The sequence below is a fragment of the Flagellimonas meridianipacifica genome, assembly GCF_003001695.1.
Lineage (GTDB): Bacteria > Bacteroidota > Bacteroidia > Flavobacteriales > Flavobacteriaceae > Flagellimonas > Flagellimonas meridianipacifica.
In genome coordinates this window covers 1643234-1658714 of the sequence record NZ_PVYX01000001.1, presented here as the reverse complement: position 1 = coordinate 1658714, position 15481 = coordinate 1643234, and the positions used below count along the sequence as shown (strand labels likewise).

Annotated in this window: 12 protein-coding genes; 6 read left to right on the top strand and 6 right to left on the bottom strand. The window is 38.7% G+C overall.

Features of this window, described 5'->3' with window-relative positions:
- Positions 1-20: 20 nt before the first annotated feature.
- Positions 21-2330, top strand: coding sequence for an FdhF/YdeP family oxidoreductase (locus CLV81_RS07645; protein WP_106144431.1), 2310 nt, complete (start codon positions 21-23; stop codon positions 2328-2330).
- 2 nt (positions 2331-2332) lie between these two features.
- Here CLV81_RS07645 and CLV81_RS07640 read toward each other — a convergent pair whose 3' ends face one another.
- From CLV81_RS07640 to CLV81_RS07620, 5 genes are all read right to left on the bottom strand, one after another.
- Positions 2333-3607, bottom strand: coding sequence for an aminotransferase class V-fold PLP-dependent enzyme (locus CLV81_RS07640; RefSeq protein ID WP_106144430.1), 1275 nt, complete (start codon positions 3605-3607; stop codon positions 2333-2335).
- Between the two features lie 77 nt (positions 3608-3684).
- Positions 3685-4863: an acyl-CoA dehydrogenase family protein gene (locus CLV81_RS07635; protein ID WP_106144429.1), complete on the bottom strand. Its 1179-nt coding sequence runs from the start codon at positions 4861-4863 to the stop codon at positions 3685-3687.
- Between the two features lie 56 nt (positions 4864-4919).
- Positions 4920-5633, bottom strand: coding sequence for a tRNA1(Val) (adenine(37)-N6)-methyltransferase (locus CLV81_RS07630; RefSeq protein ID WP_106144943.1), 714 nt, complete (start codon positions 5631-5633; stop codon positions 4920-4922).
- A gap of 5 nt (positions 5634-5638) precedes the next feature.
- Positions 5639-6163 (bottom strand): ribosome maturation factor RimM, encoded by a 525-nt coding sequence (gene rimM / locus CLV81_RS07625; RefSeq protein WP_106144428.1) that lies wholly within the window; start codon positions 6161-6163, stop codon positions 5639-5641.
- 11 nt (positions 6164-6174) lie between these two features.
- Positions 6175-6774 (bottom strand): 30S ribosomal protein S16, encoded by a 600-nt coding sequence (locus tag CLV81_RS07620; RefSeq protein WP_106144427.1) that lies wholly within the window; start codon positions 6772-6774, stop codon positions 6175-6177.
- Positions 6775-7091: 317 nt separating this feature from the next.
- Between CLV81_RS07620 and CLV81_RS07615 the strand changes: the two genes are divergently transcribed.
- From CLV81_RS07615 to CLV81_RS07595, 5 genes are all read left to right on the top strand, one after another.
- The gene (locus CLV81_RS07615; protein ID WP_106144426.1) at positions 7092-9296 is read left to right on the top strand and encodes a peptidase domain-containing ABC transporter; all 2205 of its coding nucleotides are present in this window, start codon (positions 7092-7094) and stop codon (positions 9294-9296) included.
- Between the two features lies 1 nt (position 9297).
- Complete coding sequence (locus tag CLV81_RS07610; RefSeq protein ID WP_106144425.1) at positions 9298-10611, top strand: HlyD family secretion protein; 1314 nt, start codon at positions 9298-9300, stop codon at positions 10609-10611.
- Positions 10612-10827: 216 nt separating this feature from the next.
- Positions 10828-12042 carry a lanthionine synthetase C family protein gene (locus tag CLV81_RS07605; protein WP_106144424.1) on the top strand — a complete coding sequence of 405 codons (1215 nt, stop codon included), beginning with the start codon at positions 10828-10830 and terminating at the stop codon, positions 12040-12042.
- A 9-nt stretch (positions 12043-12051) separates the two neighbouring features.
- Complete coding sequence (locus CLV81_RS07600) at positions 12052-14292, top strand: lantibiotic dehydratase family protein (RefSeq protein ID WP_106144423.1); 2241 nt, start codon at positions 12052-12054, stop codon at positions 14290-14292.
- 1 nt (position 14293) lies between these two features.
- Positions 14294-15178 (top strand): thiopeptide-type bacteriocin biosynthesis protein, encoded by an 885-nt coding sequence (locus tag CLV81_RS07595; RefSeq protein ID WP_158259096.1) that lies wholly within the window; start codon positions 14294-14296, stop codon positions 15176-15178.
- A gap of 55 nt (positions 15179-15233) precedes the next feature.
- Here the strand turns inward: CLV81_RS07595 and CLV81_RS20545 are convergent, their stop codons facing one another.
- Positions 15234-15395 carry a class I lanthipeptide gene (locus CLV81_RS20545; RefSeq protein ID WP_158259095.1) on the bottom strand — a complete coding sequence of 54 codons (162 nt, stop codon included), beginning with the start codon at positions 15393-15395 and terminating at the stop codon, positions 15234-15236.
- Positions 15396-15481 lie beyond the last annotated feature (86 nt).

Sequence of the window (15481 nt, the reverse complement as noted above, 5' to 3'; positions counted from 1 at the left end):
TTTCATTTGAAAATTCGCACATGTCATCCAAGTTCCGTCGCAATATTTCCCTAACAGGTCCACTTTCATTTTCTAAAAAAGGAGAATTCAAAGAACCCTTAGGGTATGCGGGAGGTTCTCCCTCAGTCCAACATGCCTTACAACATACCTTCAAGGAAATGGGCGTCTCAAAAGGTTTGAAGGGACTGTTGAAAATGAATCAAAAAAATGGGTTTGATTGTCCAAGTTGCGCATGGCCCGACCCCGAAAAACCAAAAGCTGGTGTGGAATATTGCGAAAACGGCGCGAAGGCATTGGCAGATGAAGTGACCCACCAAAGCATTGGGGCCGACTTCTTTCAAAAATACTCGGTTGAGGAACTTTCCTTACTATCCGATTTTGAATTGAATAAGCATGGAAGACTCACTGAACCTTTGATTTTGCGTCCAAATAGTTTGCACTACGAACCTATTTCTTGGGAAGGCGCCTATCAGCTTATAGCCGACGAATTTGGCAAAATGGATTCCCCAGACGAAGCCATCTTTTACACATCCGGACGTTCGAGTAACGAAGCTGCCTTTCTCTACGGTATGTTTGCTCGTGCATTGGGCACTAACAATATGCCCGATTGCTCCAATATGTGCCATGAAAGCAGTGGCGTAGCGCTGAGCGAAACCCTGGGTATAGGAAAAGGTTCGGTAAAACTTGAAGATTTTTACCATGCAGAGGTAGTTATCGTTGCAGGGCAAAATCCAGGCACCAACCATCCAAGAATGTTGTCTGCCTTGGAAATTTGCAGGAAAAATGGAGGAAAAATCATCAGCATAAATCCATTAAAGGAAGCTGGATTGGTCAATTTCAAAAATCCCCAAAAAATAAAAGGCTGGTTGGGCAACGGAGTAGCTTTGGCTGATATCCACTTGCAGGTAAATATCAATCAAGATATTCCTTTGGTGAAACTACTGCTAAAGAAATTACTTCATTTAGATTTAGAAAATCAAGGGCAAATTTTTGACCATGCATTTATAGAAAAATACACAGAAGGTTATGACAAACTTGTCGCTGACCTTGAAAAATTCGAAGAAGCTCATCTTTTGGAACAATGCGGGGTAGATCAACAATTAATTGATTCCACAGTGGAGCTATTGTCCAAAAAAACAAAAATCATTGTGTGCTGGGCCATGGGCTTGACCCAACATAAGAACGGAGTAGAAAACATTCGGGAGTTTGTGAACCTACTTCTTCTAAAAGGAGCCATTGGAAAACCCAATGCAGGAACTTGCCCTGTTCGAGGGCATAGCAACGTACAAGGCGATAGAAGTGTTGGCATCCATCATTATGTAAATCCTACTTTGAATGAGCGGATTGAAAAACACTTCGGTTTTAAAGCACCAACTAAAGTCGGTTACGATACGGTAGAGACCATACAGGCCATGCATGAAGAAAAGACAAAGGTTTTCGTTTGCTTAGGCGGTAATTTCTTGATGGCCGCTTCGGATACCCGATACACCGCTGAGGCGATTCAAAACTGTGAATTAACCGTTCAGATAAGCACGAAACTGAATCGTTCCCATTTGGTCACTGGAAAAACTGCCTTGATTCTACCTACTTTGGGACGTTCAGAAAAAGACGAACAAAATGGCAAAGAGCAGTTCATCACCACCGAAAACAGTATGGGAAAAGTGCGTTGGTCTAAAGGACTTTTTGAACCGACTCGAGGAAGTATCAAAAGTGAACCAAAGATTATTGCAGAGATAGCCAATGCTTATTTCAAGGGTTTGCATTCAGTTCCTTGGAGCAGATTGGGGAATGACTATGCATTGATTCGAGAGTATATCGACAAAATCGCAAAGGGATTTGATGATACTGAGAACAAATCAAAAGGTTCTGGATATTATCTACCCAATAATGTTAGGGAATTGGATTTTAGTAATCTACCCAATGGAAGGGCTCAACTTACTATCAATCAGCTGCCCAAGCACGATTTAGGTGCGAATGAACTAATGCTCATGACGGTTCGTTCCCATGACCAGTTCAACACCACGATTTATGGAATGGATGATAGGTATCGAGGAGTTTACAATGAGCGAAGGGTATTGTTCATGAACGAATCTGATATGAAATCCAAAGGACTGCAAAAACATGATGCTGTTCACCTTACCAGCCAGTATGATGGCAAGGAACGAAAAGCAACCTATTTCAAAGTAATTCCATATGATATCCCCAAAGGGAATTTAGCTGCCTATTATCCTGAAACCAATCTGTTGGTTCCTCACAATCACTTTGCCGATAGGAGTCAGACGCCCATAAGCAAATCGATAAAAGTTACCATTGAAAAAGCAGTAGTTTAGAATTATCCAGCTAAGTCTTGCAGAGCATCCACAAGATAATCAATATCTTTTTTGGTAATATAAATGGCAAAGGAGAGACGTAGTGCATTTAAATTATGGCTCGACATGGGACGGCAATCAATACCGTACTTGTTCCAAAGTTCTTCCTTCACGGCTTTTACATCTTTCCCATTGACCTCAACGACCTGGATTGCCGCTGAAAGTTCATCCAATGCCGGAGTTTTTATGGTGAACCTCTGGTCTTCCTTAATTTTTGAACGGAAATATTTTTTTAGCTCATATGTACGCTGGTGAATACGGCTTGTACCAAGGGTATTATGAAAGTCTATTGATGCTCCCAATCCTAAAACTTCAGCAAGGTTTCTAGTATTGTAGTTCTCCAATCTGCGTATACTTTTGTCTTTATGACCCCGCGCTACCATTAAGGGTTTAAGTTGTTCTTGGCTTTCTTCTTTCGCATAAAAAATACCAACACCTTTTGGGGAGAACAACCATTTGTGGGAGCTTGCGGTGTAGAAATCACAATCCAATTCCTTTAAATCAATGGTAAACATCCCCGCGGACTGTGCACCGTCCACACCTACCAAAATACCTTTTTCATGAGCCATTTTTGAAACCTCTTTAACAGGCAAAATCATTCCATTGGTATTGACGATATGGCACATGGAAATTACTTTGGTCCTTGGTGTGATGGCTTTTTCATAAACATTTATCAAATCTGATACTGATTCAGGAAGAATGGGTAATTCTGGACGCACCAATTTAATCCCTTTAGTTTCTTGCCAAACCTCCCATGGAATAGTACCACTAGCATGTTCATGATTTGCTAATATCACCTCGTCACCAGGTTTAAGGTCAAAACTACGGGCAATTAGGTTCATACCCTCGGTAGTGTTATGAATCAAGGCGATTTCTTCGGAAGAAACTGAAAACAAATCAGCCACTTTTTTTCGAACTTCCTCTTTTTCGTCTTCCCAACCACCCCACATGTATCTAGAGGGAAAACCGTCCAAAACATTTCTGAAATGATGAGTTGCCTGTTGTATGTGGGTTGAAGACGCACCTAGTGAAGCATTGTTAAAGTAATGAAGTCCTTCTGCCAAATTGAATTGAGATTTTACCAAATGCCAAAAGTCTTCCGAACCCTCTTCAGATGTATTTAGTCCAATGGAATTCCAGTGCGTTTGCAACGAATTTCCAAAAACAGGGAGTGTCAAAGAACCCAAGGCACCCTGCCCCATCCGCTTTAAGAATTTTCTCCTAGGGTTGGTATCCATACATTCAAATTTACGGGGAAGTTTTAGCGAAAAAAGAATTGAAAACAAACAATACAGTCGCCATTGATAGCAAAATCCTACTTAAAAGCGGGGTGTCCTGTGATGTCAGCTCCGGTTATCAAAAGGTGGATGTCGTGGGTACCTTCATAAGTAATTACGCTCTCCAGATTCATCATATGGCGCATAATACTGTATTCCCCAGTAATTCCCATTCCACCCAATACTTGACGGGCTTCCCTTGCTATCTTGATGGCCATTTCCACATTGTTTCGTTTGGCCATTGAGATTTGTGCCGTAGTTGCTCTGCCCTCATTCTTTAATTGTCCCAAACGAAATGCCAATAACTGAGCTTTGGTGATTTCGGTAATCATTTCGGCCAATTTTTTCTGCTGCAATTGGGTAGCCGCAATAGGCTTCCCAAATTGGATTCGCTCTTTTGCATAGCGCAATGCGGTGTCATAACAATCCATCGCAGCGCCAATAGCTCCCCAAGCAATTCCATAGCGAGCGGAATCCAAACAACCTAACGGAGCTCCAAGCCCAGTTTTATTCGGTAGTAGATTTTCTTTGGGAACCTTTACATTGTCAAAAATCAGTTCTCCGGTTGCCGAAGCGCGTAACGACCATTTATTATGTGTTTCTGGAGTGGAAAATCCTTCCATTCCCCGTTCCACAATCAGTCCATGGATACGGCCTTCTTCGTTTTTGGCCCAAACTACGGCAACATCAGCAAAGGGTGAATTCGAAATCCAGAGTTTGGCCCCGTTCAACAAATAGTGGTCGCCCGTATCTTTGTATTTGGTCTCCATTCCACCTGGATTGGAACCATGATTTGGTTCAGTCAATCCAAAACAACCCATCCATTCACCTGAAGCCAATTTTGGCAAGTACTTTTTTCGCTGTTCCTCGGTACCATAAGCAAAAATGGGATACATGACCAAAGAAGACTGTACGGACGCAGTTGAACGTACACCACTATCTCCTCTTTCTATCTCCTGCATGATTAGCCCATAACTGATTTGGTCCAGTCCGGCCCCACCGTATTCTTCAGGAATGTATGGCCCGAACGCCCCAATTTCTGCCAGTCCACCAATAATCTGCTTGGGAAATTCCGCTTTCTGGGCATATTCTTCAATAATGGGTGAAATATCTCGCTTTACCCACTGTCTGGCCGCATCGCGAACCAATTTATGTTCTTCGGAAAGTAAATCGTCTAGATTATAGTAATCAGGGGCTTCAAACAAATCAGGTTTCATGCAAAACTGTTTTGACCAAAGGTAGGAAGGAAATACAACACTACAAGATGTGTGAATTACATTTTTAGATAGAAGTCTTTGGTCAGCTCAACATAGTCCCGCGTGTATTGATGTCGAGATTTCTCAATCACCAATTCAGTTTCTTTTGGAGTCACTTTGGCAAATCCAAATTGCATCATACTGCGCTTGATTTCGGTAGAAGCATTCCCTCGGACCCTGGTTATACGGTTAGCGTAAAGACCTTTATCCTTGGCAATTTTATTGAATGATTCTTCTGATTTAAATGGAATAATGACGGAAAACAATCCTTCATTATCAAGCAACTTGGATACTCCTTTCAGCAACTCATTAAAAGGTAAGGATTGATTCTGACGAGCAGCATCTCGTGGAGCATCCCCACTAGAAACCTGTTCTTCGTAAAAAGGCGGATTGGAAATGATTAAATCATACTTTTCGTCCATCTCGTCAACAAACTCGTCCAGGCCAGAGTGATAACAAAACAACCTATCCGCCCAGGGTGACCGCTCAAAATTCTCTACGCACTGCTCATATGCGTTGTCATCCAATTCAATGGCATCAACCAACTCAGCTGTTGAGCGCTGCGCCATTTGTAGAGCAATTACTCCCGTACCTGCACCAATATCCAAAATACTATTGGGATGACGTTCTAAAGAAGTCCATGCACCCAAAAGCACACCATCCGTTCCCACCTTCATGGCGCATTTATCTTGGTGAACGGTAAATTGTTTGAATTTAAAAGGGTCTGACATCATCTTTAAAGATACAATTCCACCAGACCATCCGGGGTTCTGACATGAATGGTCTTTGATTCCCTATCCACTTTGGTGATGATGTCATCATTAACAGGAATCAGCAATTCTTTCCCGTCTTTGTCCACTTCAAAAAGTTCTTGGGAAGCACTGTCGTTTACAGCCTTGATGACACCGATATTCCCGTGTACTTCATCCATTAATGTAAAGCCTATGACTTCATGGAAATAGAACTTATTTCCGGAAAGAGGAGGGAGCATTTGTAAGGGAAGATATAACTCTGACCCCAATATTTTATCTGCGGTGGCCTCATCCTTTACTTCTTCAAAATCAATACGAAGCAATGCGGATTTATGCAATCGACAGCGGTCAATAAAAAATGGAACCAGGTTGTTTCCCAATGAAACAAAAACTGATTCCATGTTTTCGTAGATTTCGGGTTCGTCGGTATCCAATTTTACCAATACTTCACCCTTAAAACTATATTTTGATACGACTTTGCCCAGGTAGAAACAATCTTCCTTGCGCATCGATATCTTATTTATTCTTCCTCGGCAGAAGCCTCAGTAGCCGGAGCTTCTTCAGCAGGAGCAGTTTCCTCAGCAGTAGCTTCAACTGTTTCAGTTGCTTCCTCTGCAGCGGCTTCCGTAGGTTCAGCAGGAGTGCCTTCTTCTGCAACTTCTTCTTCTACTTCAGGAAGGGCAGCGGCAATTCGCTTTTCATTTACTTCTTTTTCAGCTTCCAACGCTTTGGCTTTTGCATCCGCTTTAGCCTTGTCCAAACCATCTACTTTAGCTTGGATACCTTTTTCTTTTTCTTCCAACCAAGCATTAAACTTCTCTTCAACCTGCTCTTCTGTTAATGCGCCTTTTCGCACACCACCCAACAAATGGTTTTTTAACATCACTCCCTTATACGAAAGGATAGCACGAGCGGTATCGGTAGGTTGTGCTCCGTTTTGCAACCATTTTACGGAACTATCAACGTCTAAATTGATGGTAGCAGGATTTGTATTGGGATTATAAGTTCCCAACTTTTCCAAAAATTTACCATCTCTTTTTGATCTTGAATCGGCGGCAACTACCCAATAGAAAGGTTTACCTTTTTTACCGTGTCTCTGAAGTCTAATTTTTACTGGCATATCACATTAATTTGTAGGGTGCCCGACCCTTATTATTAATTCTTTCAAAATTGTTTTTCGCTAAAAGCGGGTGCAAATATAGTTCTTTTTAAAGAACCAACCTACATCAAAAGTTAAAGAAGTAAATCCTTTTGGATAAATGCTTTCATTACAGGTATGATTAATGGAAATGCCTTCGCGAAAATCTAAAATAGAATGACTTCTAAATCTTGATAAAGTAGGATGAAGTAAACAATAGAATGAAATAATACTGTTAAAATAAAGGGAAAATTCTGTATTTGATGTAATATTATACTTTCCAAATCGTATTTTTCAGTATGTTTCGTGTAGGGTCATTTCCTTTTTATAGACAGCTTGACCAAATGGACTGTGGTCCTACCTGTCTGCGAATGATTTCTAAACACTATGGAAGATCATATTCTGTAGATTTTTTACGAAAAAAATCTAATATCACCCGTGAGGGAGTTTCTATTGGTGGAATAGCAGAGGCTGCAGAAACTATCGGCTTTCACACCTTAGCGGTAAGTGTCGATTTCAAAACGCTTTACGAAGAGGTCCCACTCCCTTGCATAGCACATTGGCGACAGCGCCATTTTGTCGTTGTGTATAAAATATCCAAGGACAAAGTATATGTGGCCGATCCCGCGCATGGATTGGTGACATACTCCAAAAACGATTTTATCCAAGGTTGGATAGGAAAAAGAGCCAATCAGAATTCTGACGGATATTTACTTCTGTTCGAGACTACCCCTAAATTTTTTGATTTTGGTGAAGAGGAAGAACCAAAAATGGGTTTTAAGTTTCTGACTTCATATTTCAAACCCTACTCAAGGTACATAGTACAGCTTTTTTTAGGTCTTCTCATAGGCAGCATCTTACAACTGGTTTTTCCATTTCTAACTCAGTCAATTGTTGATTATGGCATCAATTACCAAAACATCAATTTCATTTACCTGATATTAATTGCACAATTAACCCTCTTCGTTTCGCAAACGACCGTAGAAGTCATTAGAAGCTGGATTCTACTGCATGTGACCAGCCGTATCAATATTAATTTGATTTCCGATTTTCTAATCAAACTCATGCGCCTGCCAATTGCTTTTTTTGATTCTAAGAATACTGGTGACATTATTCAACGTATCTACGATCACGATAGAATCCAAGATTTTCTTTCCAGCACTACTTTGAATACAATTTTTTCAGCATTCAACATTATAGTTTTTGGAGTAGTCCTAGCCTATTATAATTTGATGATCTTCTCCATCTTCATGATTGGTTCTTTGGTTTATGTCGGATGGACTATGCTTTTTTTAAAAAAACGTGCTGACTTGGACTACAAAAGATTTGACCAGGCAGCAGATAATCAAAGTAGTATTTACCAACTCATTTCGGGAATGCAGGAGATTAAGCTAAATGGCTCAGAAAGACGCAGAAGATGGGAATGGGAGGCGATTCAGATAAAGCTCTTTAAGGTTTCATTAAAGAGTTTAGCTTTAACACAAACCCAAAATGTAGGTGGCCGTTTCTTTAATGAGCTAAAAAACATCCTTATCACATTTGTTGCGGCTAAGGCCGTCATAGATGGTAATCTAACTTTGGGTATGATGTTGTCGGTGCAATATATAATTGGCCAATTGAATCTACCTATAAACAACTTTATCACTTTTATCCAAACGGGTCAAGACGCTAAAATAAGTTTGGAGAGACTTTCAGAAATACATGAAAAGGATGATGAAGAAAATGAAAATCTTGAGCCCATAAAGGAACTGCCGGAAAATCGAACGATTCAGTTAAACAATTTGACTTTTCAATATGGAGGTAAAAATTCGCCTAAGATTCTGGACAATATTTCATTTAAAATTCCCGAAGGAAAGATTACAGCCATTGTTGGAGCCAGCGGTAGCGGAAAAACCACATTGATAAAACTATTGTTAAAATTCTATGAGCCCACAACTGGAAATATTTTTGTGGGACGAACTCAACTAAAAAATCTGGGCACCACTTTCTGGAGAAAAAATTGTGGTACTGTGATGCAGGAAGGTTTCCTATTTGGTGACACCATAGCAAGGAACATTACAGAATCGAATTCGGAGGGCATCATCGACCGTAAGAGTCTAATAAAGTCCATAGATATTGCAAACATATCAAAATTCATTGAACAATTACCATCCGGTTTTAATACGAAAATTGGTAGCTCTGGGATAAGTATCAGCGGAGGACAAAAACAACGCGTTTTAATTGCAAGGGCCGTCTACAAAAATCCCAACTATCTTTTCTTCGATGAAGCCACAAGCGCTTTAGATGCAAACAACGAAAAGGTAATTATGGAAAAACTAGAGTCTTTCTACAAAGGAAAGACAGTTGTGGTCGTAGCGCACCGCTTAAGTACCGTAAAAAACGCCGATCAAATCATCGTTTTGGATAAAGGAAAAATAGCCGAAAGGGGAAACCATAAACAGTTAACCTCTAAAAGGGGGCTTTATTATTCCTTGGTTAAAAACCAACTAGAACTAGGTCAGTAAGATGGTAGAAAAAGAGATTAGAAATACAAAGTTGGATTTACCGAACGAGAGATCCGATCAGGTAAAAGAAATTCTAGGAAAGACTCCTAATTGGATGATTCAATGGGGAATTTCATTGATTTCGGGCATTGTCATATTGCTTCTGTTGGGAACTGCCGTCATTAGCTACAATGACATTATTCCAGCTGGAATCGTTATAACCAGCAAAAACCCCCCGGTGTATCTAGTGGGACGAACTTCCGGAAGATTGGAACAAGTATTGATAGCCGCAAATGAACAGGTAAACAAAGGACAGGTACTGGCAGAAATTGAAAGTACCGCAAGATTTCAGGATATACAATACCTCAAAGATCAGTTGAATACCCGACAAGCAATTGTTCTTGAACTGGATACCTTAAAAAAAGTATTTCCAGCTTCTCTAGAGTTGGGTGAACTACAAGTTGCTTATGGAAATTATTTAGCAGTTTACCAAAATATTATTTTGTTCCGCACACTAACTCCAAACATTAAAGAAGCTGAAGTAATTGGAAGACAATTACAAGAGCAGCAACGGTTCCTCAAAAATCAGAAAAGGCAACTATTATTATTTGAACAGGATTTAGCGCTCTCAAAAAACAACTTTGAGCGTAATAAAGAGCTATTTGATAAGGGCGTTATTTCCAAGGCTGAATACGAGGAGGCTTCGAGGTCTTATTTAGCAGACCAACAACAGTACGAAGGTTTTCTAACCAATATATCGAATACCCAAATCGCCATTGCCAATTTTGACAATTTGCTGACAAAAGCCAAGATTCAAGGAACCGAATTCGAAAACGCGTATATCCAAGAACTGGAAAATGCAAAACAAAACCTGATTACTATGCTGGAAGCTTGGGAACAGAAATATTTGATCGTTAGCCCTATTGATGGTGTAGTAACTGTTTTCGATGTCTGGAATCAGTTTCAAAATGTGGCGGCAGGTGAGGTCTTGTTTACTATTGTACCCAAAAATACGGATGGAATGATTGGTCGGGTTACTTTACCAATTCGGAACTCAGGAAAAGTAAAAGTGGGCCAGCGGGTAATAATTAAACTGGACAACTATCCTTTTGAAGAATGGGGTAGCCTAGCAGGAGAAGTAAAAAGTATTTCGGAAGTGCCTAAACGTGGAGAACAAGCACTTTACACGTTATATATAGCCATAGATGGTCTTACGACTTCTTTTGGAAAAGAAATCTCTTTCAGGCAGGAAATGCAAGGGACTGCTGAAATCGTGCTGGAGGAATTGAGTATTTTGGAAAGAGTATTTTACGAAATTAGAAAGTTGTTTGTCTAAGTTTTGAATGAATAGCTCTTTGTGAAATTCAGATTTGACTTTGTCTTATAAGAACTTAGAGTTCATTTTTTCCTTAACCTCAATACAACTTGGTAATCATTCTCCAATAATCCTTCAATTTGAAATTTTAGTTAATTCCCTTTGAAACAACCAAAAAAGTAGTTTTTAAACGCGAGAAAATCATTATCTTCTTAAAAATTAATAAGATTTTACTTAATGATTTTTGAAGGTAAATTATTAAAAAAATTAGAAGAAATTTCAATTGTTTCAGAAAGTAGATATCAAGAATTGGCTGATAATCTTGGGGTGTTATCTGGATTGCCGGGAATCGCCCTATTTCATTTTTATTATGCAAAACTTTTAAATGATAATTCACAGGCAGATCTCGGAATATCAATTATTTCCGAATGCATAGAAAAAATAAACGACGGATATAATTATCCTTCTTTTTGCAATGGATTGGCAGGATTTGCATGGACCATTGAACACCTTTATGAAAACGAATTCATTGATTTGGACACCGATGATTTTTTAACTTCTTTGGATGATTTCCTGTATGCCCAGATGATTTCTGATTTTCAAAGCGGTAATTATGATTTCCTCCATGGTGCGCTAGGATATGTATTTTACTTTTTCACACGCTTCAAAAACACAAAAAACAACAATCTGAAGTCTAGATATTTCGATTTTCTTAAAAACAGCATTAATAAAACAAGAGAGATTTCCAGTTCCACGGTAAGTGGCCTAAAGTGGAATTACCCTAAAGAACTTGGCAACCACATTGATTGCAGTTTTGGATTGTCTCATGGAATGACTTCTATCATCAACATATTGTTACGGCTAAATGAATTTCCTGGGTTTCAAGAAACCACAAAAGACTTGATTCAAAAAGGAGTTCGGTTCATTTTAGAAACTGAAAACAATAACACTCCAGGAAATTCCCTATTCCCTCATTCCACTTCAAAAAACGAACCTTATGACTACAATGGAAGAGTAGCATGGTGTTACGGAGACTTGGGCATAGGTCTTACTTTGGAAAAAATGAACCAAATAATGGGATGCAATGATGAAAACAATTTGGCACTTAGGATATTTAATCATTCCGCAGCTCGAAGAGCCGCCAGTGACACGCTTGTCAGTGATGCAGGATTCTGCCATGGATCATTCGGCAATGCACAGATTTTTAAAAGAGTAAGTCAGTTGTACCCTAATTTAGGATTTGAAGATACTTATGAATTCTGGATGCAAGACGGTATTTCCAAAGCTGTACATAGCGATGGTTATGCAGGATTTAAACAACTGATGGGCAATCCACCACAATGGGAACCTCTTTTGTCCATATTAGAGGGGGTAAACGGAATAGGACTTGTCATGGTAGATTATCTTTCTAGCGAGAATAATACATGGGACGAATGTTTATTAATCAGTTAAGTGGTTAAAATGAAAGACAAATCGAACCCTTACAAAAGTACGCCCAACTTTGTTTTAAGAACTCCTCTGTTCCCCTTAAGTTTTTTTAGTGAAGCGACAAAACGCTCTGATTTTTCTAACGCCCAGATTAAAAAATTACTAGAGAATCCTGTTTTTACTGAAGCGCTTTTTTTAGCCTCTCCTTCGCTCTACTCAGAAGTTACTAAGCTTGTCAAAAATCAGTTGAATAAGAAAAGAGAAGAAAAAACAAAGATATCCGTCCTTAAATATCTCGCCAGGATGTCTTCTAGGGCCACCCCCTTTGGTCTATTTGCCGGATGCGCCGTAGGTACACTTGGCAAAGAAACCAAAATCATTACCAAAACAGCGGAAAACGCAAAGCGAAAAACGGACCTTGATATGAATTATCTTGTGGCGCTGGCAAAAGATTTAGCAAAAAAAAAGCATATTAAATGCCAGCTTTTGTACCACCCAAATACCAGCTTGTACAAGACAGGGAAAACCTATCGCTTTGTAGAGTATTATTATCTTAACAACAGGCGACTCCATAGAATTATAGAGGTTGACTACTCAATCTATTTGGAAAGGATTATTCAGCTAGCCAAAAAGGGAGTTTTAATTAGCGATTTGGTAAAAGAGTTAGAAGTGATTGGGATAGAAAAAGATGAATCCCTCCCTTTTATTGAGGAAATTATTGACAGTCAACTCTTACTAAGTGACCTGGAACCTTCGTTATCAGGCCCACCCTTTATGAACCAAATAATTGATCTTTTGAAAAGGAAAAACGGCCTGGAAAGAGAAGTTTCGATTCTTAAAGAGATACAAAATAGCCTTGATACCCTTGACAGAAAAATAGGCAATCCCCCAATAAAGTATTATCATTTAAGTGAAAAAATTAAACAACTGGAAACCACCTTTGATATTAAACATTTATATCAAGCTGATTTAAAAATCACAACTTCTAAAAACACATTATCGTACTCAGTAATTGATGAACTTAAGAAAGGGATAAACCTTTTAAACAAATTAACCCCACGTTTTTCCGATTCTAACCTTTCTAAGTTTAAGACGCGTTTTGTCCAAAGATATGAGACCAGAGAGATGCCTCTTGCCACAGTATTGGATACGGAAATAGGTATTGGCTATCTTCAAGATGGAGATATCGGGGATACCAATCCACTCATAGATGACCTTTTAATCTTAGCAGAAACTGATGTTTTCGAATCCAAAGTAGAAGATACCAACAAAATACATCAAATTTTATTTAATCAAATTATGAAAGCCCATAGGAAGGGCGTACATGTAATTTCCTTGAAAGAAGAGGACTTCGAGGCTTTTCCCTCAAACTGGGATGATTTGCCAGATAGTATGTCAACAATGATTCAGTTGGTAAATGTTGAAGGCCAAACAAAAATCTCTTGCCCCAGTTTAGTTGGACCAACCGCAGCCAGGTTGTTTTCAAGGTTTTGCCATGGAAGCAAGGAAATTCAAGAACACGCGTATCGAATCGCTCAAGCTGAAAACAGCATTGAATCAGATAAAATAACAGCAGAGATTTTACATCTTCCGGAGGCCAGGGTAGGCAATATACTATGTAGACCACAATTCCGCCATTTCGAAATACCTTTTATGTCCAAGTCTCTAAAATCAGCAAACTATCAATTAACCATTGATGACCTTTATCTATCATTTCGGAACAATAAGCTTGTGTTGCGTTCAAAAAAACACAATAAAGAAGTAATCCCAAGATTAACAAATGCACACAATTATCTGAACAATTCAATTCCGATTTATCACTTTTTGTGTGATTTACAGAATCAGGGGATGAGGAATGAACTGTTTTTGGATGTCGGGCCAGTTATTGGAAAGAAAGAATTTATACCAAGAATTGAATATGACAGGCTAATTTTATTTCGTGCAAGATGGAGTGTACCAACGGACAATATCAAACACCTTTTAGACCCGAAAATTGAAAAATCTTCGCTGATGGATGAAGTGACTTGTCTCAGAAAGGAAAAGGGTATACCGAAACTTGCTGTACTACAAAACGGCGATAGGGAACTCCTTATCAACTTCCATAGTGTAACATCTGTTTTGTCGTTTTTAGACTCTGTAAAATATCAAGAAAAATTTGTGCTGAGAGAATTTCTTTTTAATGAGTCAGGCATAGTTAAGGACCAAAAGGGAAACCCATATTCCAATCAACTTATAATATCTTTTTTGAATGCGAGAAAGACTTCAAAAAACTAATATGGATTTTACGCAAAGGAGTTTCATCATTGGAAGTGAATGGTTGTACTATAAACTTTATACAGGCCATAAAACCAGTGACATACTTTTAACCGAAGTCCTTAGGCCACTTGTTGGAGAATTAAAAAACAACAATTTAATTAAAGAATGGTTCTTTATTCGGTATGCAGACCCAGAACATCACCTAAGAATTAGATTCAAAATTCAGGATACAAAAAAATTGGGGACAGTGGTTGACAAAATCTACAAATCAATCAGTCCTTGGGTTACCAACGAAAGGGTATGGAAAACACAAATAGACACATATAATAGAGAAATCGAAAGGTATGGACCCGATACAATACAATTATCAGAACGTATTTTTTATTATGACAGTGAAGCTATTATAAATTTCCTCAATCTTATCGAGGGTGATGAAGGAGAAGAAATACGATGGCTTTTTGGATTACAACTCATAAATCACTTTCTGGACAATTTCAAATTCTCCTTTGAGGATAAGATGAGGTTACTTGAAGAACTAAAGATCGCGTTTGGTAGAGAATTCAACATGGGGAGGAATCTAAAATCACAACTGGACAAAAAATATAGATTTCATACCAACAAAATCGCATCTTTTTTGGAAATTGGAGAAATGAAGAATCCTGAGTTGTTACCAATACTTGAGATTTTAAAACAACGTGATGAAGGAATCGAAAAAATTGCCAAATCTATAAGTCAAAAATATAAAGAAAAGAATGAATCTCTTTTTCTGAAAAACTTTTTACCAAGCCATATTCATATGTCAATGAATCGTCTTTTCAAGTCAAAAAATCGTCTAAATGAATTGGTATGCTATGACTTTCTGTATAGATACTATAGAAGTGCAAATGCCAAACTAAGAAAATAAAAACACCCTCGACGGCCTATCAAGAGTGTTACTAATCTAAATATACTGTTCGGGTTTAACAGTTAGACCAACCGCCAGTGCACATCCAGCTTGCGCAACCTCCTCCGGCAGAACCCCATCCTGGGTACCCACCTTTAACTTTGTCCATTTGGCTAATGTTCAGCTCACTGATTTTTTTCTTGTTCAAACTTAAATTCAAGGACTTCTTTTTTTTCATTTTTCTAAATTTTTGTTAAAATAAAAGGGTTAATGATATAGTTGCATGCCAGATAAAGTTACCTATTAAGTAAAGTTTTTACTACT